This window comes from Labilibaculum sp. K2S (assembly GCF_030372765.1).
GTDB lineage: Bacteria > Bacteroidota > Bacteroidia > Bacteroidales > Marinifilaceae > Labilibaculum.
The window spans coordinates 124,697-146,744 of record NZ_JAUCMW010000002.1 but is presented as its reverse complement, the minus strand read 5'-3'; the positions used below and the strand labels follow the sequence as shown (position 1 = coordinate 146,744).

Genomic DNA, 22,048 nt, shown 5'->3' with positions numbered 1-22,048 from the left:
TATTGTAAATCAATATGATTACAAGTGTACAGGTATTGATTTGCCGGATGTTATAACAAAACTTGCTTTTTTTGAGCTTTGCGACAGATAGGCGTTTTTGTTACGGAATATGATATGATATATACCCGGTTGAAGAGTTAAAGTTTCTCTCAATAATTTTTCAGGGATGTTGTAAATCCATTCTAATTTGTTTCCTTTTTGAACAAACAAGCTGCACGGGCCGGTTGTTGGTTTAAATATAGTGACCAATCCTGGTTGCGGAATCGTAATTGAGGTTGTTTTGCTTTGATTAATTTCAACATCAGGAATTGAAATTCGGGGAAGGCTTAAAACCTCTAAATCGTATTTACCAGTAAGGTATTTAGTTATCTCATTTGGAGTTTGGATATTGATAATTTCTCTGTTTTTTCGGATAAGAATTTGTAAATCTTTGTACATGGTTGTTCGCGGGCATTCAATTTTCAACATTCCTTGAGGAGCATCAAATCCAATGACCGTGTGCTTGCCCGCAATCATTTTAATGCTGTCGCGATGCAATTCGGGTATGGTATGAATTGTGATATTATAAGTAAGCAATGGATCTAAGAATAATGTATCAGGATTTCCTTTTGCATTCATGGTATGCATAAACTGGTATCTTACTTTATCAGAAACAGAATTGTAAAATGTCATTGGAACATCAGTTTCTGTAGGAGAACCATTGGCATCAATTAGATTTATTTGCGCCGAAGTTTTATTCAAAACCTGCGAGATAACATACTCAAGAGTTCCTCCGAAGCGCTCTTCTTTTTTTACTTCAAGAAAATTTCCAATGCACTCAAAACTGCTTTTAAAATCAACATCCAAGCCAATTCCGATAATAAATGGTTTTAAGTAGATGCCTCTTTTTTGGAGCTCCAGAGAAACAGCACAAGGATCGCCGGCACAAGCTTCAACACCGTCTGTAATAAGAATAATTACATTTCTGATATTGGAATTTACTTCCGGGAAATCGTTGGCAGCCAGTTCTAAAGAATGAGCAATTGGTGTTGTTCCTTTTGGATCAATATATCGTAGGGTTTGTCTTATTTCTCCTGCATTACCCGGTTTAAAAGGCACTTCCAGTTTGGTATCATTACAATCTTGCGGAGGAACAACACTTTGATGACCATATACTCTTAAAGCCATTTCAACATTGTCTTCACATTCTAAACTGTCAATCATCTGAATCAAAAATTTACGGGCTATATTTATTTTTTTTGATTCCTCCCAGTATCCATTCATGCTTTGAGAAGCATCGAAAATAAATAATATTCTTGTTTTTTCAGCTTTTTCAAGTGATCCCTGAGCTATACTCAGTTTTGAAAACAACAGCAGTAACAAAAATATGGAGAAGTATTCAAGGTATGATTTCAAGAGTAGGGGGTTGTTTTGATTAGTAAGTAAAGATAAGGAATGTGTTAAAGAATTAAAATCGATAGTTCCTGTAATTTTAAATTTAATTAATGATAGGTGTATTATGGTTAATTATCAATTGTTATTTTATTTTCCATACAAATTTTGACGTATAGTGAAATTCGAGACAGAGGATAAAAGTTGCTTATTTGAGATACTTAATATCTGAGCTTGCCGAATTTATAAGCTTGTCAACTTTTGACAGGTCAGCTTTAATTTGCAAGAGCATAATTTGTGCGGAGATGTCAGAAGAGGATGTAAACAAATCAATTGCTAATTGCATTTTCTCTTTGGCTTTTATCAATCTAAAATAATTTAGAGTATCTATTTCACCATCAAAACTGAGCATATTTCGGGCGTATCGATAATATTCGATAGCAAGATTGAATTTATTGTTTGGATTTGTCCTGTATATTTCCTGAGCTGTTTTTAAACTTTTTTTTGTGGCAGACAATTGTTTAAAATTTGTTAAGGTGTCGGCATGGTTGTAATTGGCTGGGGCAGTCTTTAGATAGTTCTTTATTGATTCTTCTCCCAAATTAAATATTTGCAAGCTAATTGGATTCTCTAAAAATTGCCACATTGGGATAATAGGTAAATGGCTTAAGATAAATTCTTCCGGAGGAACCATAAAATATTCGTTTATTTTGCTTTTAATTCCAGAATGGTAGAGTATGGCATTGGCCCAACTTAAATCGAAAAACCGCCATCCATTATTTATTTTAACAACATTCCACGAATGAGTAGCACGATCTTGCAGGGCTCCATTTTTAGTGATGTATCCTCCAATGCTGTAGGATTCAAATCCGGAATAGGTACAGAAAAATTCAAATAACCTAGAAAACCCTTCGCAAACGGCTTTACCTTTCTGTAAAACACAAACCGGAGAAGAGCAATTGTTTGATCCCATATAAAAAAACAGGTTGGGGTCGAATAGTAATTCTACCTGATCTTTATATTCTATATTAGAGATAATCCATAGGTAAAAAGCCCGGATTTTGTCCTCATCATTTTTTGCGGGAGCTACTAAATAATTGTGCAATAAAACAATATTTCGGGATAAGCTGTCGGGTGTTTTTTTTACATGACGGTCAATATCTCTATATCTACCGAATGCTGGTTCCTGAGCTTGCATGAACTCAAGAGAAACCAATGTTAAAAAAATAATGATTGCCAGTTTTTTATACATAGTAAAACGCCCTATGCTTAAAGCTAATGAAAATATAAATAGCCTATTTACTGATTTTCATCCTTTAACATTTATTTAGGAGATAAAAGTTTAAAATTGGCACAACGAAAATTAAAATGTACTTTTGCACAGATTTTTTAAAATTGAATAGTAGCAAATCATATAATATATAAATAGCCATGGCTTTACAGTGTGGAATTGTAGGATTACCAAATGTTGGAAAATCCACCTTATTTAATTGTTTGTCGAATGCAAAAGCACAATCGGCAAATTTCCCTTTTTGTACCATAGAACCTAACGTTGGAGTAATTACCATTCCTGATGAACGCTTAATCAGATTGACTGAATTGGTAAATCCGCAAAGAGTTCAGCCTTCGGTAATGGAAATTGTTGATATTGCTGGTTTGGTAAAAGGAGCAAGTAAAGGAGAAGGTTTAGGAAATAAATTTCTTTCAAACATACGTGAGACGAATGCGATTATACATGTTTTACGTTGTTTCGAAGATGACAATATTGTTCATGTTGATGGTTCTGTAAATCCTATCCGGGATAAAGAAACCATTGATATTGAATTGCAGTTGAAGGATTTAGAAACTGTTGAAGCAAGATTGCAAAAGGCGGCTAAATTGGCGAAAATTGGGAAAAATCCTGATGCGGTTCGTTTAACTGAGGTATTGGGAAGATATAAGGAAGCTTTAGAACAAGGTAAGTCTGGGCGTGTGGTTGAATTGAGCGAGGCTGATGAGAAAGTAGCAGGGGATCTTCATTTACTAACTACAAAACCTATTTTATACGTTTGTAATGTTGATGAAGCATCTGTAGTGAATGGCAATGTTCATGTTGATGCGGTTCGAGAAGCGGTTAAAGATGAAAATGCAGAGGTAATTGTTGTTGGTGCCGGTATCGAAGCTGATATTGCAGAACTGGAAACTTACGAAGAGAAACAAATGTTTTTGGAAGACTTAGGTCTAAAGGAACCAGGCGTTAATAAATTAATAAAGGCAGCATTCAGATTGCTTAATCTTGAAACTTATTTCACAGCAGGAGTAAAAGAGGTAAGATCATGGACCTATCCTAAAGGAGCAAAGGCGCCTCAGGCAGCTGGTGTTATTCATACCGATTTTGAAAAAGGATTTATTCGTGCAGAGGTAATTAAGTTCGAAGATTTTTCAAGCTTAGGTTCAGAGGCAGCTTGTAAGGAAGCTGGTAAAATGAATGTGGAAGGAAAAGAATATGTAGTTCAGGATGGTGATATTATGCACTTCCGATTCAACGTATAATTGAATTTTCTAATGAAACATGAATGGCTGTTCAATTTGAACGGTCATTTTTTTTTGCATTATTTATCTAAATCAAGATTAGTATCTTTGTCATCGGGAATGATTTTGAATTGCCCATTACTAATTATTCATTATATAATTTTAATATCGCATGTTTCGTACAGTTTTATTGGTAGGAATAGGAGGCTTTTTAGGAAGTGTCTCTCGATTTTTGGTAGGACAAGGTCTTCATCGTTATTTTGATACCATTTTTCCAATAGGAACCATGACAGTAAATATTGTAGGCAGTTTTATAATAGGAGTAATATATTCCTTGGCGGAGCGGGATAACTTGGTGAGTCCGGAAATGCGGATGTTTCTAGCTGTAGGCTTTTGTGGAGGTTTTACAACTTTTTCATCTTTTGCATTCGATAATCTTAATCTTTTAAAAGACAGTGGATTTTTGTATCTTTCAGTATATGTGGCCGGAAGTGTATTTCTGGGATTACTTGCAGTTTACTTTGGCACACAAATTCATAAACTATTCTAAACGTAAATTCATATGAAACTGAAAGGTCAGGCCAAGTTACTTCGCGTATTTGTTGGAGAAGCCGATCAGGTTTATCAAAGACCTCTTTATGAGGCAATTGTTTACGGTGCAAAAAGATATGGTTTGGCAGGAGCAACAGTTCATCGGGGAATCATGTCTTATGGAGCAAATTCACGAATTCATTCTTCAAAAATATTTACTTTATCAGATGATTTGCCAATTATTATTGAGGTGGTAGACTCTGAAGAAAAAGTTAACGGTTTTCTTCACATTATTGAACTGTTAATTGAAAAATCGGGTGGAGGAGGAATGATTACGATGGAACAAGTCGATGTAATCAGATATCAGCCTCGGAAAAAATAACTGTTTGAATGCTGGTTTAAGCTACAAATGTTAAAGTTCCTGTAATATCAAATTCAATTTCTTTTTAATCAACTCGAATCGATTATATTTGTGGCCAATAGTTAATAACCACAACGAGAATGATAATGAATAAAAGATTCGGAACCCTGTTATTTGCACTGCTAGTATTTACAATTCAATTTTCAATTGCACAAAATACGCGAAAAATCCCATCAGAAAAACCAAAGCTTGTTGTAGGTATTGTTGTAGATCATTTACGTGCCGATTATTTTTTTCGCTATTCAAATTTGCTTGGAGATGGAGGATTCAAACGATTAATGAATCAGGGAACCTATTGCAAAAACGCTAAATTTAGTTATTTGTATTCTCAAACAGGACCCGATCATGCTTCTATATTTACAGGTACACCACCAGCTTTTCATGGTATTATTTCAAACGGATGGTACAATCGCTTATCGGGAGAACTTGAATTGGCGAAAGAGGATTCAGAAACCAAACTTGTGGGAATAGAATCCGAAGAGAAGGGGAGTTCACCAAAAAAGATGCTGGCATCAACATTAGGAGACGAAATTAAGTTGTTCAACTCTCGTTCGAGAGTGGTTGGTGTGGCTTTAAACTGTGAATCAGCTTTGTTTTCTGCCGGCCATGCTGCCGACGGAGCTTATTGGATGGATGATCTTTCAGGGAAATTTATAACATCATCGTATTACCAGGATACCTTGTACAATTGGGTGAAGGAATTTAATGAGAAAAAGTTTGCTGATTTTTATCTAAATCGTGTTTGGACACCTTTTAATGAAGGAAATGCACCGAGTGTGTCTGATAAATTACTTGGGAAAGTTGGTTTGAATAATCAGTTTTTCTACGATTTGAATAAGGAGAAGAGAGAGCACGGATACAAGGCGATTAAAACGACACCTTTTGGGAATATGTTGGTAAAGGATTTTGCTATATCTGCTATTATTAACGAGAATTTGGGTAAAGATGATGATGCTGATTTTTTATCTGTCACCTTTTCCTGTTTGGATGAGAAACATAGAGACTTGTCCCCTTTTGCTCCCGAAATGATCGATAATTTTATCAGATTAGATCAGGAGTTGGAACATTTCCTTTCGTTTTTAGATGAGCAGATTGGACTGGAGAATGTATTGGTGTTTGTAACTGCAGATCAATCTGCTAATTATACGCCCGAGAATCTTTCAGAACAAAATATTCCGAACGGCTACTTTAGTACTTACAATGCAATTGCTTTATTAAAATCGTATTTCAATATATTATATGGAAATGGAGAATGGGTTTTAGGCTATGATTCGCAACAGGTTTATTTAAATCATCAGCTGATCGAAGATTCGAAACTGTCAATTATTGATCTGCAAATTAAGGCTGCTGAATTTTTAATTCAGTTTTCGGGAGTGGCAACTACTACTACTGCGAATAGTTTGGTGAAATCGAATTATACACATGGAATATTGCAAAAAGTGCAACGCTCTTTCAATCAAAAACGATCGGGTGATGTAATGCTTACGTTGGAACAAGGATGGATGCATAAAATAAAAGATGAACGTGATGAGATTGCGCAATATTCCTATACCAATCAGGTTCCTTTGTTTTGGTACGGATGGAAAATTAAGCGGTCGGTAATTTCACGATCGGTTTATATTGAGGATATTGTTCCTACAATTTCAAGTTTCCTGAACATTTCGATTCCTTCCGGTTGCGATGGAAATCCGATTGAAGAGTTGGTGAATTAGGAAAGTTTCCTTTAATAGATATTAAGCCAATCGTAATTGATAATTCAACTACTGTTGGTTTCTTTTTGTGGAATAAACCAATAAATGGTTGTCGAATAGCAGATAATGAAACGTATATGTTTTGGAAAAATCTGTTCTGTAAACCTGACCAGAGAATGTAGAGTCACCGGGAGAAAAAGGGGAAATCTTTAATTCATCGATTAAATGAACATCTTTTTTTCCATACATTTTAATTAAACATTCCTTGGCACACCAATGCTGATAAAGATGTAAGATCTTATTTTCTTCTTCAATATTATTTAACTCAGTTTCTGAAAGGAATCGACAGGCAATTCTATTCACCCGATCCGATAAATATTCCATATCCAATGCAACAGAGTGCTTGTCTCCAATTAGAATACCAACGTATGATTTCGTATGAGAGATACTAATGTTCAAGTCTGAATTGATAAGATGAGGCTTGCCATGCTCATCATTTTTAATCTGAACATTTTCCCCTAAGCACAATTGCAGCAGGCAACGTGTTGCTGCAAATTCAATTTTACGGGATTGACTCCCGAACGAGTTAAGTTTTGCTTCTTCGTTGGGAGTTAAGCGTACAATCTGCAGCAGTTCTTCCAGAGGTTCAGAGGTTTTCCAAACAATTAGTCTGCAGGAATTATTAATTTGTATTTGATTGCAAATTGGCATGAATCACAATATTAACTTATTTCCATTTCAGACTTTCCATCAGACGAACAATATCTTTGTCGATGAATTGAATGACCGGTGCTAAAGAATCTTGATTAGGATGTTCCTGAAAATACAAAGCTCCTCTTAAGAAATGGTTTGTACTATCTGTTGCAACAAACTGAACCGATGATGCAGCATTGCCCTTAATCCGATAGATCATACCATAAACCTTTTCTTTATCATTGATATAGATCTGTTCGGCAATAGCATCTGCCATAATGGAGTGTTTGTATGCCATTTTTCTCGAATCTTCCAGATACTCTTCCAGGTTGTTATTTACATTTTTATAACTAAGGTGAATGGTTGCATGGTATTTGGGATATTGAATGTTGATCCAGTATTTCTCAGCTCCTTTACTTGGATCCTCTTCAATTTTTGCCATCGATAAAAGATCGAAACTGTATGGAAAATCGGAATTCCAATTTTGATATTCCTTTGAAGGGAAATCAATTCGGAAATATGCTTTCGGTTTGGGAGTATATTTCTTTTTACACGAAATGGGCACCAAAGCGATAAGAACAAAAAGAAAGGTTAAAAGAATTCGATACAATTTCATAAGTTGTGGATGTAGACGCAAATGCAGGTTAAGAACATTTGTTTATTTAATGATACGAAATTACTTATTCGCAGGGAGTTTTGGTAGTATAAAACGAATTTTTTTGATTCGTCGGTTATCTACAGCTTCAACAATAAAGCGATGTTTTTTATATTTGAATTCTTCTTTTTTCTGTGGAATCTCACCTTTTATTTCAAGAAGTAAACCTGCTAATGTTTCAGCATCACCTTTTATCTCATCGAAAATATCCGATCTAATATCTACAATTTTAAAGAAATCGTTTAAGGATGTTTTTCCCTCAAATAAGTAGGAACCATCTTCCTCTTTTGTAAAAGTAGCCTTATTATCATCCGACTCATCGGTAATATCTCCAACTATTTCTTCAATAATATCTTCCATGGTAATAATTCCTGAAGTGCCTCCATACTCATCAACAACAACCGCCATATGGTTTTTCTGAGTTTGAAATTCTTCCAGTAAATCATTTATTTTTTTTGTCTGGGGCACATAATAGGGTGGTCGGATAAGAGATTGCCAACGAAATGTACTTGGTTTATGATGATGAGGAAGCAAATCTTTCACATATAATATTCCTTTTATATTGTCAAAGCTTTTGTCAAAAACAGGAATTCGAGAAAAGCCAGATTCAATAATTACCGATTTTAATTTGCTAAAGCTGGTTCTAACATCTACGGCTACAGCATCCATTCTGGATATCATTATTTCTTCAACATTGATATTGCCAAAGTTTACGATTCCTTCCAAAATTTCCATCTCTTCAGATATTTCATCGGCAGTTAGTTCTAATGCCTGAGAAAGATCTACCATCGAGATATTCTGTTTTTTAGAAATACGATTGTTGACGATCGAGGTCGATTTGATAAGTGCGATAGAAAGAGGTTGAAACACTTTTTCTAAATAATATAAAGGGTAAGCAACAAATTTTGAAAAGTTCAATGAAGTTTGGGCTGCATACACTTTTGGGATTATTTCACCAAAAAGTAAAAGTAAGAATGTAATAAACACTACTTGAACCACAAATCCCAATGTAGGAGCATTAGAAAAATCGACTAGTGAATTGGTGATAAAGCTGGATAATATTACAATTCCAATGTTTACAAAATTATTACCAATTAGTATGGTTGCCAGCAACTTCTCCGGTTGACTCAGTAATTTTAAAAGCTTTTTGTTTTTTGGATTATCATCGGCTTCCAAATCATTAATATTTTGTGGAGAAAGTGAAAATAAAGCCACTTCTGATCCTGAAATCACCGCAGAACAAAACAAAAGAAGTACCATTATAAGCAAACTTATAATGGTACTTATACTTATAGAATAAAAAGCAATATCAGTATTGCTAAAAAAAAGTTTAGTAAATTCTTCAGTTTCCAATTTTGTATGAAATTAGTTTTAAATAGGATGTCTAAAAAGGAAGATCATCCGTTTCTTCTGTTGCCGATGAGTCAGAAGTAGTTTGTTGGGCGACTTCAGGACTTCCTTGTGGTTCAGAACCACCTTCTGCTTTGCGGCCTAACATTTGCATGCTGGTACCAAAAATTTCAGTTGTATATCTTTTTACGCCGTCTTTGTCTTCCCAGTTACGTGTTCTAATTTGACCTTCGATGTAAATTTGCATTCCTTTTTTAACGTAAGTCTCTGCAATTTCGGCCAGTTTACGCCACAATACAATATTGTGCCATTCTGTTTGGGTAACTTTTTCGCCATTTTTATTGTTGTACGTTTCGCTGGTTGCTAATGAAAAGTTGCAAACGGCAACACCATTGTCAAGATATTTTACTTCTGGATCTTTACCAACATTTCCAACAAGAATTACTTTGTTTACTGACATATTTTGATTTTTTTTAATTTAACAATAGTTGTAAATATACAAACTTATTGTAAGATCATAATGTTATTATGGGTTATTTTTAGTCATTTTATTTAAATGATCTTCAATTAGTTTCGGGAATGGGTATTCCGATATTTCGGAATGATTAATAATTGCATATCCATACTTATTTTTCATCTTATCGATATCCATTTCGATATGAATGAATTTCGTGTGTAAGTTTTGATGGCTTAATTTATGAATCACATTTTCGGATACAGAGTGAATAACCAATTCCATATTTCCAAATAACTCTTTCCATTCAGAAGTTCGTAACAATTCATTCGTTGAAATAGGTTTATCGTATTCAATTAAAGGATATTGGAACAAGTTCTCCCAGATGTCTTTTTTCTTTCTTTTTTCGATTAAAAACCGACTTTTACAAGATAGAAACAAATAGTAAAAATATCGATTTTTAGTCTTAATTTGTTTCGATTTAACGGGGAATTGATCAACTTGTGCATTGTTGTGGGCAAAGCAATTCGCGAGAAGTGGACAAATATCACATTTAGGACTACGGGGAATGCATTGAAGAGCTCCAAATTCAATAATTGCCTGATTGTAGATCTCTGGGATGGCATTTCCCATTGTTTCGCTTGCGATTGTTTGAAAGTATTTTTTTCCTTCAGTACTGTCAATTGCTTTGTTAATGCCATATAGTCTTGATAAAACTCTATAAACATTTCCATCAACTGCGGCATGTGGCAGATTGAAGGCAAATGAAGCAATTGCAGCTGCAGTATATGTGCCAATTCCTTTTAATTTAAGAATCTCTTTGTAAGAGTCTGGAAAAATACCATGATATTCTAATTGAATAATTTTTGCAGCGGCATGTAAATTCCGGGCCCGGGAATAATATCCCAATCCCTGCCATAGTTTTAATACTTCCTGCTCCTCAGCCTGAGCTAAATCGGAGATTGTTGGGAATTGTTTCAAAAAGCGATTAAAATAATCAATAGCTGAGGCTACTCTGGTCTGTTGAAGCATGATTTCTGATATCCATATTTGATACGGATCTTTTGTTTCCCGCCATGGTAAGTCGCGTTTGTTTTGCAAATACCAGCTTATGATTTGGTTACTAAGCATCTTGAAAATATTTGTCCTGATTTATTTTTTTTCAAATTTGGGTAAAAATAATTGTTTTCGATTTCATTAATAGCTAGAAATCATATATATTTGCATTCTGATTTGAGAAAATGATGATGTAAATAATTGATAATTAAAGATTTTTTAAGAGATGACTAAAGCAGATATTGTTAACGAGATTTCTAAAAACACAGGAATTGAGAAAATTACAGTACAAAAAACTGTTGAAGCTTTCATGGATACTATCAAAGGTTCTTTGGTAAAAGGCAAAAATGTGTATTTAAGAGGTTTCGGGAGTTTTATCGTTAAGAAAAGAGCAGAGAAAACTGCAAGAAACATTTCTAAAAACACAACAATTATTATTGCTGAGCACTTTATACCAGCTTTTAAACCAGCTAAAACATTCGTTAGTAAAGTTAAAACTAACGTAAAGTAGTCTTAGATTGTAATTAATTAAAAATATTGAAGATATGCCAAGCGGAAAAAAAAGAAAAAGACATAAGATGGCTACGCACAAGCGTAAGAAAAGATTAAGAAAAAACCGTCATAAGAAGAAGAAATAGATTCTTTTGAATTGATTGTTTGTAATAACAAAATAAATAAACCTAAAGAACTTTTTAGTACTTTAGGTTTATCTATTTGTAAGAACTGATTATCTTTATTAAAAATAAGAAAAAAAGTAGTGAGTAACGAGCTTGTAATTGATGTAACCCCTAATGAAATTGTAATTGCTTTATTAAGCAATAAGCAACTGATTGAGTTATCCAGGGAAAAAAGTAATCTTCAGTTTGCTGTAGGTGATATTTATCTGGGAAAAGTGAAAAAGATAATGCCGGGTCTAAATGCTGCATTTATTGATGTAGGATATGAGAAGGATGCTTTTTTACACTATTTGGATTTAGGCCATCAATTTAGATCTTTAAGTAAGTTCTTGCAACAAGCTTTGGCACGAAATGGTCGTAATCTTTCCATCTCTAAAATGAAATTAGAGGCGGATATCGATAAGAATGGGAAAATATCCGAGATTTTAAAGTCGGGTCAACACATACTTGTTCAGGTTGCAAAAGAACCAATTTCGACAAAAGGCCCTAGATTGTGTTCCGAAATTTCTATTGCCGGAAGAAATCTGGTATTAATGCCTTTCTCAGATAAAGTTTCCATTTCTCAAAAGATTAGCTCTGCCGAGGAGAAACTCCGACTAAAGAAACTCCTTCAAAGTATCAAGCCTAAGAATTATGGTGTAATCGTTCGCACGGTTGCTGAGGGAAAAAGAGTAGCTGCTCTTGATCAGGAATTAAGATCTCTTGTGGAAAAATGGGAGTCTGGTTTTGAGCATATTAGAGATGTAAATCCACCTAAATTAGTGTTGGGGGAAATGGATAGAACATCGGCTATTTTGCGTGATATTTTGAATTCTTCATTCGAGAATATCTATATTAATGATGCTAACGCAGCAAAAGATATTAAAAACTACATTGAAAGCATTGCACCCGAGAAATCTAAAATTGTAAAGCATATTACTGGTGATGTGCCGATTTTCGATCAACTTGGTATCGATAAACAAATTAAATCTTCTTTTGGGAAAACCGTTTCCTTCAAAAATGGTGCTTATTTAATTATTGAGCATACAGAAGCTTTTCATGTTGTTGATGTAAATAGTGGAAATCGTTCCAAAGCAGGAAACGATCAGGAGTCAAACGCAGTAGAAGTGAATTTAGCTGCGGCTGAGGAGATTGCCCGCCAACTTCGCCTGCGCGATATGGGAGGAATTATTGTCGTTGATTTTATTGATATGCATTCTGCCGAAAACCGACAGAAAGTTTTCGAGAAAATGAAAGAAATAATGGGGCTTGACCATACGAAACACAACATTTTGCCATTGAGTAAATTTGGTTTGATGCAGATTACCCGCCAACGTGTTCGTCCTGAAATGAATGTTGAGATTCAAGAGGTGTGTCCAACTTGCTTAGGATCAGGGAAAATAACTCCAGCGGTTCTGCTTACCGATCAGATAGAACAAAATCTTAAGCGGCTGGTTAATGAACAAAATGACAAGAAGTTTACTTTAAAAGTACATCCTTTTGTTGCAGCATATATCAACAAAGGGATTTGGAATACATTGCGTAGAAAATGGCAGTCGGAATTTGGCATAAAACTTTCTGTACGTGAAATTCCTTCATACGATATGTTGGTTTATAAATTTTTCGATAAAAACAATCAGGAAATAGAGATGTTATAATTAAGTATACAAAATCAATGATCTGAGGGGTTTCGAAACTTTGTTATCATTTTGTTAAAGCCTTTGTTAAGGTGCTTTATAATATTAATTTTATGCGTTAAAGCACTTAAATTATAGCACATGAAACAAAAACTTCTTACTTTATTCCTTGGAGTTTTCCTTAGCAGTCTTATCTCCGTTCAGGCGCAAATTCGTGAAACGGTATCCTGGGATTTTTCAACAGAGCAAGTTAGCAACAACGAAGTTAATTTGGTTTTTACAGCCAAAATTGCCAACGAATGGCATCTTTATTCCCAACATTTCCCGGATGGTGGTCCGATTCGATTCAGTACAACTTTTACGGAGTCGGATAATTATGAATTACTTGGAGATTTGGAAGAGATCACCAAGCCAAAATCGGAGTACGATGACATTTTTGAAATGGATATTCGGTACTTTGTTGGTGAGGCAATTCTGAAACAAAAAATAAAATTACTATCCGAATCGGCATTTTCAGTAAAGGGGGAAATGGAATATCAAACTTGTCGCGAAGGCGAGTGTGTGATGTTTACACCCGATTTTGAGTTTAAACTGAATGTCGACAAAACTTCTTCAATAGTTGAGTCTACTCCTAAAGTGAAAGAGAAAATAAATCCGATGAAGAATCCTCGAAAGGAGTATACTTCATTGTGGTCTTTGTTCTTTATTTCATTTTCTTTTGGATTAATCGCTCTTCTTACACCATGTGTGTTTCCAATGATACCCATGACGGTTTCCTTCTTTATGCACAGTTCAGAAAACAGACGAAAAGCAATTTTTAATGCTGTTGTTTATGGTATTTCAATCATTGGTATTTATACTATTATAGGAACCATTGTCGCGGTAACTTTGGGACCAAGTTTTGCCAATTGGCTAAGTACTCATTGGATTCCAAATATCTTATTCTTCATAATATTCTTGTTTTTTGCGTTTTCATTTTTTGGAATGTTTGAGATCACGATGCCAAGTTGGATTGTAAATAAGTCGGTAGCAAAAGAAGATAAAGGTGGCATTGCAGGATCTTTTTTTATGGCATTTACATTGGTATTGGTTTCATTTTCGTGTACCGGCCCCATTGTTGGATCAATTTTGGTTCAATCAGCTGGAGGAGAGGTTTTGGAACCAATTGTAGGAATGTTTGGTTTCTCTCTTGCCTTTGCGTTGCCATTTACGCTGTTTGCTATATTCCCGTCGTGGTTGAATAATCTGCCAAAGTCGGGTGGTTGGCTTAATTCAGTAAAAGTTATTTTAGGATTTTTAGAACTTGCATTGGGATTAAAATTTTTAAGTATTGCAGATCAGACTTATCATTGGGGGTTACTGGATCGTGAAATTTATTTGGGTATTTGGATCGTAATTTTCACCTTGATGGGATTTTATTTATTGGGTAAATTGAAGTTTAGCCACGATAGTGATATTAAATTTGTATCTGTTCCACGTTTAATGCTGGCAATTGCCTCGTTTTCATTTGTTGTTTATATGATTCCTGGAATGTTTGGAGCTCCTTTAAAAGCGATTTCCGGTTATTTGCCACCACAAACAACTCAGGATTTTGATATTTCTGCAATTGTTCGCGATCAATCCGGGGCGAACAATATATCTGCAGCTATGGAAATTTGTGAAGCACCTAAATATGCAGAGTATCTTCATTTGCCACATGGGTTAAAAGGATATTTCGATTTTGAACAAGGATTAGCCTGTGCAAAAGAGCAGAACAAACCTATTTTTATTGATTTTACGGGGCACGGATGTGTAAATTGTCGTGAGATGGAAGCTAATGTTTGGTCTGATCCGCGGGTGCAGAAAATTCTAAGAGAAGATTATGTGATTATTGCCTTGTATGTTGATGACAAGCAATCATTGCCGGAATCAGATTGGATTACTTCAACTTACGATGGAAAAGTGAAAAAGACTTTAGGTAAGAAATATGCCGATTTTCAAATTACACGATTTGGTATCAATGCACAACCCTATTATGTGCTTATGGATAAATCGGAGGAGACTTTGGTTGAACCAAGAGCTTATGATTTAAATGCAGATGCATTTGTTGAATTTCTTGAAAACGGGAAAAAAGAATTTAAGAATAGACAATAGAAATTACAGCATTGTTGTAAAAGGTCGGGATGAATAATCATTCCGACCTTTTTTTGTTTAGGTGTAGTTCGTTAATAGTTGTTTAATATTTATATTCATTATAGAGAGTATGATGTGATTTGAATGAAAAGAATGCCTAATTTTAGAGGTTTGCCTTTTGAAAAAACAGAAATCGGGTAAACCGCATTAATCTAAAAAATTAAACAAAGCGTATGAAGAAATACGATGTGATTATTGTTGGTGCCGGACCTGCCGGTATCTTTTGTGCTTATGAATTAGTAAAAAACAGAACTGATTTAAACATTTTAATCCTTGAAAAAGGAAGAGGAATGGACAAGCGGAAATGCCCCAAACACACCAATGGAGGAAAGTGTGTGCATTGCAAGCCTTGCAGTATTACTACAGGTTGGGCAGGAGCTGGCGCATTCTCTGATGGGAAACTTTCATTATCGCCTGAGGTTGGAGGAACTTTACCCGATTATTTAGGTATAGAGGAAACAATCAAATTAATAAAATATACCGATGAGGTATACTTGGATTTTGGAGCAGCATCTGATATTCATGGGAAATCGCTAAGCCTTGAAATGCAGAAAATCAGGAAAAAGGCTATTGAGGCAAATTTAAAGTTGGTGCATTGTCCTGTTCGGCATTTGGGCACTGAAAAAGCTCAGGAATTATACCGGAAATTATACGATTACCTTGTTGAGAGAGGTGTTGAGGTACATTTTAACAGTGCTGTTGAAAATCTGATTTTAGAGGAAGATAAAATCAAAGGGGTTAAAAATGGAAAAGGGAGTTACTTTGCTGAAATAGTAATGGTATCTGTTGGTAGAGACGGTGCAGATTGGTTAATGAAGGAGTGCAGTAAGGAAAGTATTTCTACCGAAGTCGGAGTTGTAGATATTGGTGTTCGATTAGAGTGCCGTAATGAGGTGATGAAGGATATTAATGACAATTTTTACGAGGCAAAATTGATTCATTACACACATACTTTTGATGATAAGGTGAGAACTTTTTGTTCGAATCCAGGCGGTTTTGTGTCATCGGAATATTACGATGATAACTTGGCTGTGGTGAACGGACATAGTTTTAAAGATTTAAAGAGTGACAATACTAACTTCGCTTTATTGGTATCGCAGAAATTCACAGAACCTTTTAAAGCACCTATTGAGTATGGCAAGCACATTGCCCGTTTGGCTAATATGCTGACAAATAATCAAATAATGGTACAACGATTTGGTGACTTAATAAGGGGGAGGAGAACCACATCAAGTCGTTTGTATCGAAATAACATTATACCAACTCTAAAAGATGCAGTACCCGGAGATTTAAGCCTTGTTTTGCCTCATAGAATATTGAAAGATATCGAGGAAATGATTTTGGCTCTCGATAAAGTAACTCCAGGTTTGGCATCAGATGAAACCTTATTGTATGGTGTTGAAGTAAAATTTTATAGCAATATCACTAAAGTGGATAATGGCTTTCAGTCTACTTCGGTTGAAAATCTTTATTTGGGAGGCGATGGAGCTGGAATTACCCGAGGTCTTATGCAGGCATCGGTTAATGGAGTTGTTATTGCAAGAGAGATTTTAAAGAAAGTGTAATTACAGTTATTTTGTTGATTGCTGATTCTATTGTTATCAGCAATCAGCTTAATAAATTTTTAATGGGAATTATTCTCTGAGTGTGGCAGGTAAAAACTAAATCTACTTCCTTTGTTAGGTGTACTTTCAACAGTTACCCAGCCGTTTAGTTTTTGAACAATTTGCTTTACGATTGATAATCCTAATCCATGGCCTCTAATAAAACCATTTCCTAATTTCTGAGGATCAACAAAAATAATATCGCACTGCTTTTTAGTAAGCCCTTTGCCGTTATCCTTTACCCAGAATTTATTGTAACCATCCTTAGCTTTTGAGCTGCCAATTTCGATACTGGGAGGGGTTCCACCATACTTTAAGGCATTTCGTATGTAATTGTACCAAACCTCTTCAATCCATGGTCCATAACCCAAAGAAGGTTCAAAATCATCTGATATGGAAATTTTAGCTGATTTTTTTTCAGAGTCTGCAATTCTGTTAACAGCCTCATCAACTATATTCTTCATTGAGAGCTGAGTTTTTACAATTTCATCTTTTTTAAGACTTGAGAAAAGAAGCATTTCCCGAATAATGCTGTTCATTTTAAGGCTGCTGGCAACTATCATGTCCAAAAAGGAGCTGCGTTTCTGTTCGCTTAAATCATTATCGTTAAGTATCAATTGACTAAAGCCGATGATGCTGTTTAGTTGGGAATGCAGTTCATGGGCAATCGTATGAGCAAATGCGTCTAATTCAATGTTCCGTATTTTTAGTTCGTTCTCAGCCTTTACCCGTGATGAAATATCAGTAATAAAAGCGATAGCAAGTAGTTCTTTGTCTGTATTGATAAAACTCAAACTAATTTCAAGTGAAAAAATAGTTCCATCTTTTTTAGTTCCGGATAGTTTCGAATTTGCATGTCCCATAGGACGTACTTTGGGAGCTGAAAAATAACTAAGCAGGTGGGTTTTGTGTTTGTCTCTAAATCTGTTTGGAATCAGATTTTCGATTGGTTGACCGATTAGTTCATTTCTTTTGTATCCAAATAACTGGTTTGTTGTTTCATTTACAGATAATATTTCACCCTCCTTATTCGTGAAAATTATGCCTTCGGACATTGACTCAATAAGAGAGTGAACAGAAATGTTATTCTTTAAAATATCCGTAAGATTCATCATCCTCGTATCCGTTAATCCATATTTTTCAAATGTTGGGCAAGAAACCGGGAGCTTGAAAAAACAAGTTAAGTTGAAATCTCCTTCTAAAATATCAATTTATTGTGGATAAACAAACCTTTAAGTATTTATTTATGTATTTAGATGTTATATTTTTGTTGAATCTCTAATAATTAATCTACTTGATAGGTTAATTGTTTTGGGTTCTAATATGTTGTTTTCGTGAATTCTTTGAAAAAGTCTTTCGGTTGCAATTTTACCAATTTCTATTCCCATTGGGTCAATTGTTGAAACCGGAGGGTTATACATTTGACTGAATGTATCTTCACAAAAACCAATAACAGCAATATCTTCAGGAATTTTAATTTTTTTTGCATACATAGCTTTCATGATTCCAGACATTGTGAGATCACTAATTGCCAGAATTGCATCAGGGGGATTTGTTAATTCTAAAAGCTTTTTTGTTTCGTTTTCAGCTTCCTCCGATGACTCTCCTGTTATAATAAATTCCTCATTAATTTCTATGCTATGTTTCTTTAATGCCTTCTTGTATCCACTTAGTCGATTGCTGCTAATTAGTAAATTTGGATTCCCCAGGCATATTGCAATTTTTCTTTTTCCTATCGAAATCAAATGTTCAACTGCAGTGAATGCACCTAAAACATCATCAACTAAAACCATGTCTGCTTGAATGGATTTTGGAATTCGATCGAAAAAAACAATAGGAGTATTATCCTCAATTAGACTAGTGAAATGGCTTAGATCTTCGGTTTTTCTGGAAATGGAGACCAAAATTCCTTCCACATTATTGCTTTGCAGGATATCTACATTACGCACTTCTCTTTCGTATGATTCGTTGGACTGCAGAATCATTAAATTATAACCTCTCTTATTAACTTCATTTTCAATTCCGTGAATAACAGAGGGGAAAAAAAACGGAGAAAGGGTAGGTACAATTAAACCAATCACTTTGCTTTTTTTATGTCGTAAGGACATAGCAACCGCATTTGGTTTGTATTTAAGCTGTTTGGCCATCATGTGTACGGCCTCTTTTGTAGCATTACTAATGTCCGGGTGATCTTTAAGAGCTCTGCTGACTGTAGATTTCGAAACACCTAGAAGTTTTGCAATGTCAATTATTGTAATGGCTTTATTAGTCATGAATAATATGTTTTCATGTTTATTTTTCGAAATCGTTTGAAATATTTTATTAAAAGTTATTAACCGCAACCGGTTGCACGACCGGTTGCGGTTTTAACGATCTGTTTTTAAGGTGTTTATGTGTTGACTATTGTTTTCGAATTAACTATGTTTGCTAGTATAATCTTAGCTAAGATAACGATTGCGAAAAAAAACGAATCAACTAACTACTATTTCTTTGAAATACCTATGGATGTAAATTTGAACAAAAAATTCCTTACATCCCAGATGTTTCACTCGTAATAGATTAATAAAATGAATTTATGAAACGAAAGATTCTTTTGACGTTTGCTAATCTTATCCTTTTTATTGGATTGATTAATGCGCAAACAGGGATTTTAAAAGGGAACGTTACAGATAAGCTTTATGAAGAACCCTTAATTGGAGCATCTGTAGTTGTTAAAGGAACAACAAATGGTACTATTTCAAATATTGATGGGACTTACCTGTTGGGAAATATTGAAGCGGGTACCTATACTATTGTGGCATCTTTTATTGGGTACTCGAAAGTAGAGAAAGAAGTTACTATTCTTGCAGATCAGGAAATTAGACTTGATTTTGATTTGTCTGCAGATTTAATTGGTTTGGATCAGGTTACAGTAACTGGTGTTGTGAATCAAAAATCGAACATTGAATCGAGTGTTGCACTAACAACACTAAAACCAAAATTTGTTGAGGTTTTTGGAGCTGCTACCACTGCAGAACTGTTTAAAGCAATTCCGGGTATTCGTTCTGAATCTTCAGGAGGTGAAGGAAATGCGAATATAGCTGTTCGTGGTATTCCAATTGCTTCAGGAGGTTCAAAATTTTTACAACTTCACGAAGATGGTTTGCCGGTAATGCAGTTTGGCGATATCTCTTTTGGTAATGCGGATATTTTTTTAAGATCGGATAGAACAATTGGCCGCATTGAAGCTATTAAGGGTGGTAGTGCTTCAACGTTTGCAAGTAATTCACCTGCTGGTATCATCAACTTTATCAGTAAAAATGGTGCAGTTGAAGGTGGAAGTATTGGAATGACCATGGGACTTGATTACAAATCACACAGAACAGATTTTGAGTATGGAGCTCCAATCGGGAATGGATTCCGATTTCATGTTGGTGGATTTTTCCGCGAAGGAGAAGGTCCTAGAAATCCTGGATATACAGGTAATAGCGGAGGTCAGATAAAAGCGAATATCACGAAAGAATTTGAAAAGGGATATGTTCGGTTGTATTTTAAAGTTTTAGATGATAAGTCAATTTCATACATGCCGATGCCTGTGAAAGTAACAGGAACTAAATCTGACCCTAATTACAAATCAATTCCAGGTTTTGATTTGACCAATAGTTCTCTTCAAAATCCTGGTTTCATGCATGTATTAAGTGTGGATGCTAATGGAAATAGCAGAACCAGTAATATTGGTGATGGAATGCATCCCGTTTCGAAAGTTGTGGGTGGTGAATTTTCCTTCGATATTGGTGAAGGATGGCAGCTAAAAGAAAAATTTCGTTATGCCAACAATCACGGTTCATTTACAACCCCATTTCCAGCACAGGTTGGAGAAGCAAATGACATTGCTGAAAGTATTGCAGGTGCAGGATATAGTTTAAGCTATGCAAATGGTAAGAATGCTGGTGTTGCCTTGAGTGAGTCGCAAATCAATGGTTTAAACAACAATGGATTGCTGATGAAAACGATCCTTATGGATGTGGAAATGAACGATCTAAGTAATTTCACAAATGATTTTTACTTATCTAAATCATTTGACAAAGTAGATTTTACAGCAGGTTATTATAAAGCACAGCAAAAAATAGGAATGACTTGGTTGTGGCAAGAGTACCTTACTGATATAAGTTCTGATGGAGCAAGATTAATGAATATCGCAAGTGCAGATAATTCATACTACAGCAGTAATGGTTTAACTGCGCATGGTGTTCCATTCTGGGGAAATTGCTGTACCCGTGGTTACGATATGACTTATGATATTGATGCTGTTTATGCAAATGTTGGTATTGAAGTTACTGATCAATTAAATATTGAAGGTAGTGTTCGTTACGATATGGGTGAAGTAACAGGTTACTATTTGTCAAATTATCAAGCTCCTGTTGATGTTGATAATAACGGAAGCATAACTCCGGTTGAAGAAAGTGTAACTGTTTTGGACAATGCAAATCCAATGCCTGTTGATTACGATTACAACTATGTTTCTTATTCTGTTGGTGCTAATTATAAGATTAACGACGATCAGGCTGTTTATACACGCTACAGTAAAGGTGGCAGAGCAAATGCAGATCGTTTGTTGTATTCTCCGTTTATCACTCCTGAAGGAGGAACTGTTGACGGACTGGATGCTGATGAAATCAAGCAATTCGAATTGGGATACAAATACAAATCTCCATCACTGGCTGTAATTGTTACAGGTTTTTATACTGATATTTCGGAACAGAATGAAGAGTTTGGTAAAATTATTAACAAGGAATTCACAACTTATGGTGCTGAATTCGAAGGGATTTATCAAAAATCAAATTTCAATGTGGCTTTTGGAGCAACTTACACTCATGCCGAAATAGATAAAAGTTTAAACGCTGATGAAAAAGGAAATACTCCTCGAAGAGTACCTGATTTATTGTACAACATTACACCTTCATATGATTTCAACAAAGGCAAAACGTCAATCGGTTTTAGTTTGATAGGTACAACAAAGGTATATGCTCAGGATGATAATGGTATTGTGTTACCAGGATACGCTTACGTGAATGCTTATGCCAGTCAGAACATTACCAAAGGTTTAGCGATACGTGCAAATGTAAATAATTTGTTTAATACACTTGGATTTACTGAAATGGAAGGAGATACTTTTGTTGAAAATACTACAAATTACATGAGAGCGAGACCGATTACCGGTAGAGCTTCTACACTTAGTATAACTTATACATTTTAAAAGTCAGATT

The 22,048-nt window shown here is 35.0% G+C and carries 18 protein-coding genes; 9 read left to right on the top strand and 9 right to left on the bottom strand.

The features are described from left to right. Positions 1–18: 18 nt before the first annotated feature. The gene (locus QUH73_RS03540) at positions 19–1,395 is read right to left on the bottom strand and encodes a vWA domain-containing protein (protein ID WP_289529104.1); all 1,377 of its coding nucleotides are present in this window, start codon (positions 1,393–1,395) and stop codon (positions 19–21) included. 184 nt (positions 1,396–1,579) lie between these two features. Continuing rightward, positions 1,580–2,623, bottom strand: coding sequence for a transglutaminase domain-containing protein (locus QUH73_RS03535; protein ID WP_289529103.1), 1,044 nt, complete (start codon positions 2,621–2,623; stop codon positions 1,580–1,582). 179 nt (positions 2,624–2,802) lie between these two features. Between QUH73_RS03535 and ychF the strand changes: the two genes are divergently transcribed. From ychF to QUH73_RS03515, 4 genes are all read left to right on the top strand, one after another. After that, complete coding sequence (ychF, locus tag QUH73_RS03530) at positions 2,803–3,903, top strand: redox-regulated ATPase YchF (protein ID WP_289529102.1); 1,101 nt, start codon at positions 2,803–2,805, stop codon at positions 3,901–3,903. Between the two features lie 151 nt (positions 3,904–4,054). Next, on the top strand, positions 4,055–4,432 hold the full coding sequence (crcB, locus tag QUH73_RS03525; protein ID WP_289529101.1) for a fluoride efflux transporter CrcB: 378 nt from the start codon (positions 4,055–4,057) through the stop codon (positions 4,430–4,432). A 12-nt stretch (positions 4,433–4,444) separates the two neighbouring features. Beyond that, positions 4,445–4,795, top strand: a complete 351-nt coding sequence (locus QUH73_RS03520; protein WP_289529100.1) for a DUF190 domain-containing protein — start codon at positions 4,445–4,447, stop codon at positions 4,793–4,795. 125 nt (positions 4,796–4,920) lie between these two features. Further along, complete coding sequence (locus tag QUH73_RS03515) at positions 4,921–6,546, top strand: alkaline phosphatase family protein (RefSeq protein ID WP_289529099.1); 1,626 nt, start codon at positions 4,921–4,923, stop codon at positions 6,544–6,546. A gap of 48 nt (positions 6,547–6,594) precedes the next feature. On the opposite strand, the gene QUH73_RS03510 is transcribed toward QUH73_RS03515, so the two are convergent. The 5 genes from QUH73_RS03510 to mutY all read right to left on the bottom strand — a co-directional run bounded on the left by QUH73_RS03510 (position 6,595) and on the right by mutY (position 10,808). Then, positions 6,595–7,236: a 4'-phosphopantetheinyl transferase family protein gene (locus QUH73_RS03510; RefSeq protein WP_289529098.1), complete on the bottom strand. Its 642-nt coding sequence runs from the start codon at positions 7,234–7,236 to the stop codon at positions 6,595–6,597. Positions 7,237–7,252: 16 nt separating this feature from the next. Next, positions 7,253–7,834 (bottom strand): gliding motility lipoprotein GldD, encoded by a 582-nt coding sequence (gene gldD / locus QUH73_RS03505; protein WP_289529097.1) that lies wholly within the window; start codon positions 7,832–7,834, stop codon positions 7,253–7,255. A 60-nt stretch (positions 7,835–7,894) separates the two neighbouring features. After that, positions 7,895–9,133 carry a gliding motility-associated protein GldE gene (gldE, locus tag QUH73_RS03500; RefSeq protein ID WP_289529096.1) on the bottom strand — a complete coding sequence of 413 codons (1,239 nt, stop codon included), beginning with the start codon at positions 9,131–9,133 and terminating at the stop codon, positions 7,895–7,897. 124 nt (positions 9,134–9,257) lie between these two features. After that, complete coding sequence (locus tag QUH73_RS03495) at positions 9,258–9,683, bottom strand: single-stranded DNA-binding protein (protein WP_289529095.1); 426 nt, start codon at positions 9,681–9,683, stop codon at positions 9,258–9,260. 66 nt (positions 9,684–9,749) lie between these two features. Further along, complete coding sequence (gene mutY / locus QUH73_RS03490; RefSeq protein ID WP_289529094.1) at positions 9,750–10,808, bottom strand: A/G-specific adenine glycosylase; 1,059 nt, start codon at positions 10,806–10,808, stop codon at positions 9,750–9,752. A gap of 151 nt (positions 10,809–10,959) precedes the next feature. Here mutY and QUH73_RS03485 point away from each other — a divergent pair, with 151 nt between their 5' ends. The 4 genes from QUH73_RS03485 (at position 10,960) to QUH73_RS03470 (ending at position 16,763) form a co-directional block, all read left to right on the top strand. Beyond that, positions 10,960–11,244, top strand: coding sequence for an HU family DNA-binding protein (locus QUH73_RS03485; protein WP_101259605.1), 285 nt, complete (start codon positions 10,960–10,962; stop codon positions 11,242–11,244). 246 nt (positions 11,245–11,490) lie between these two features. Next, entirely contained in the window at positions 11,491–13,047 is a 1,557-nt protein-coding gene (locus QUH73_RS03480) for an Rne/Rng family ribonuclease (protein ID WP_289529093.1), read from the top strand. A 120-nt stretch (positions 13,048–13,167) separates the two neighbouring features. Further along, positions 13,168–15,159 (top strand): protein-disulfide reductase DsbD family protein, encoded by a 1,992-nt coding sequence (locus QUH73_RS03475; protein ID WP_289529092.1) that lies wholly within the window; start codon positions 13,168–13,170, stop codon positions 15,157–15,159. A 212-nt stretch (positions 15,160–15,371) separates the two neighbouring features. Continuing rightward, complete coding sequence (locus QUH73_RS03470) at positions 15,372–16,763, top strand: NAD(P)/FAD-dependent oxidoreductase (protein WP_289529091.1); 1,392 nt, start codon at positions 15,372–15,374, stop codon at positions 16,761–16,763. A gap of 59 nt (positions 16,764–16,822) precedes the next feature. On the opposite strand, the gene QUH73_RS03465 is transcribed toward QUH73_RS03470, so the two are convergent. Both QUH73_RS03465 and QUH73_RS03460 read right to left on the bottom strand, forming a co-directional pair. Further along, positions 16,823–17,917 (bottom strand): PAS domain-containing sensor histidine kinase, encoded by a 1,095-nt coding sequence (locus QUH73_RS03465; RefSeq protein ID WP_289529090.1) that lies wholly within the window; start codon positions 17,915–17,917, stop codon positions 16,823–16,825. A gap of 144 nt (positions 17,918–18,061) precedes the next feature. Continuing rightward, entirely contained in the window at positions 18,062–19,075 is a 1,014-nt protein-coding gene (locus tag QUH73_RS03460) for a LacI family DNA-binding transcriptional regulator (protein ID WP_289529089.1), read from the bottom strand. A 302-nt stretch (positions 19,076–19,377) separates the two neighbouring features. Here QUH73_RS03460 and QUH73_RS03455 point away from each other — a divergent pair, with 302 nt between their 5' ends. Further along, positions 19,378–22,038, top strand: a complete 2,661-nt coding sequence (locus QUH73_RS03455) for a TonB-dependent receptor (protein ID WP_289529088.1) — start codon at positions 19,378–19,380, stop codon at positions 22,036–22,038. Positions 22,039–22,048 lie beyond the last annotated feature (10 nt).

What these genes read in the sequence shown, in the direction of transcription:
- ychF (WP_289529102.1), top strand. Translation starts at nt 2,803, where the DNA reads ATGGCTTTACAGTGTGGAATTGTAGGATTACCAAATGTTGGAAAATCC.
- QUH73_RS03485 (WP_101259605.1), top strand. Translation starts at nt 10,960, where the DNA reads ATGACTAAAGCAGATATTGTTAACGAGATTTCTAAAAACACAGGAATT.
- mutY (WP_289529094.1), bottom strand. Translation starts at nt 10,808, where the DNA reads ATGCTTAGTAACCAAATCATAAGCTGGTATTTGCAAAACAAACGCGAC.
- QUH73_RS03465 (WP_289529090.1), bottom strand. Translation starts at nt 17,917, where the DNA reads ATGATGAATCTTACGGATATTTTAAAGAATAACATTTCTGTTCACTCT.
- gldE (WP_289529096.1), bottom strand. Translation starts at nt 9,133, where the DNA reads ATGGTACTTCTTTTGTTTTGTTCTGCGGTGATTTCAGGATCAGAAGTG.
- QUH73_RS03520 (WP_289529100.1), top strand. Translation starts at nt 4,445, where the DNA reads ATGAAACTGAAAGGTCAGGCCAAGTTACTTCGCGTATTTGTTGGAGAA.
- QUH73_RS03455 (WP_289529088.1), top strand. Translation starts at nt 19,378, where the DNA reads ATGAAACGAAAGATTCTTTTGACGTTTGCTAATCTTATCCTTTTTATT.
- crcB (WP_289529101.1), top strand. Translation starts at nt 4,055, where the DNA reads ATGTTTCGTACAGTTTTATTGGTAGGAATAGGAGGCTTTTTAGGAAGT.
- QUH73_RS03510 (WP_289529098.1), bottom strand. Translation starts at nt 7,236, where the DNA reads ATGCCAATTTGCAATCAAATACAAATTAATAATTCCTGCAGACTAATT.
- gldD (WP_289529097.1), bottom strand. Translation starts at nt 7,834, where the DNA reads ATGAAATTGTATCGAATTCTTTTAACCTTTCTTTTTGTTCTTATCGCT.
- QUH73_RS03475 (WP_289529092.1), top strand. Translation starts at nt 13,168, where the DNA reads ATGAAACAAAAACTTCTTACTTTATTCCTTGGAGTTTTCCTTAGCAGT.
- QUH73_RS03460 (WP_289529089.1), bottom strand. Translation starts at nt 19,075, where the DNA reads ATGACTAATAAAGCCATTACAATAATTGACATTGCAAAACTTCTAGGT.
- QUH73_RS03495 (WP_289529095.1), bottom strand. Translation starts at nt 9,683, where the DNA reads ATGTCAGTAAACAAAGTAATTCTTGTTGGAAATGTTGGTAAAGATCCA.
- QUH73_RS03535 (WP_289529103.1), bottom strand. Translation starts at nt 2,623, where the DNA reads ATGTATAAAAAACTGGCAATCATTATTTTTTTAACATTGGTTTCTCTT.
- QUH73_RS03515 (WP_289529099.1), top strand. Translation starts at nt 4,921, where the DNA reads ATGAATAAAAGATTCGGAACCCTGTTATTTGCACTGCTAGTATTTACA.
- QUH73_RS03470 (WP_289529091.1), top strand. Translation starts at nt 15,372, where the DNA reads ATGAAGAAATACGATGTGATTATTGTTGGTGCCGGACCTGCCGGTATC.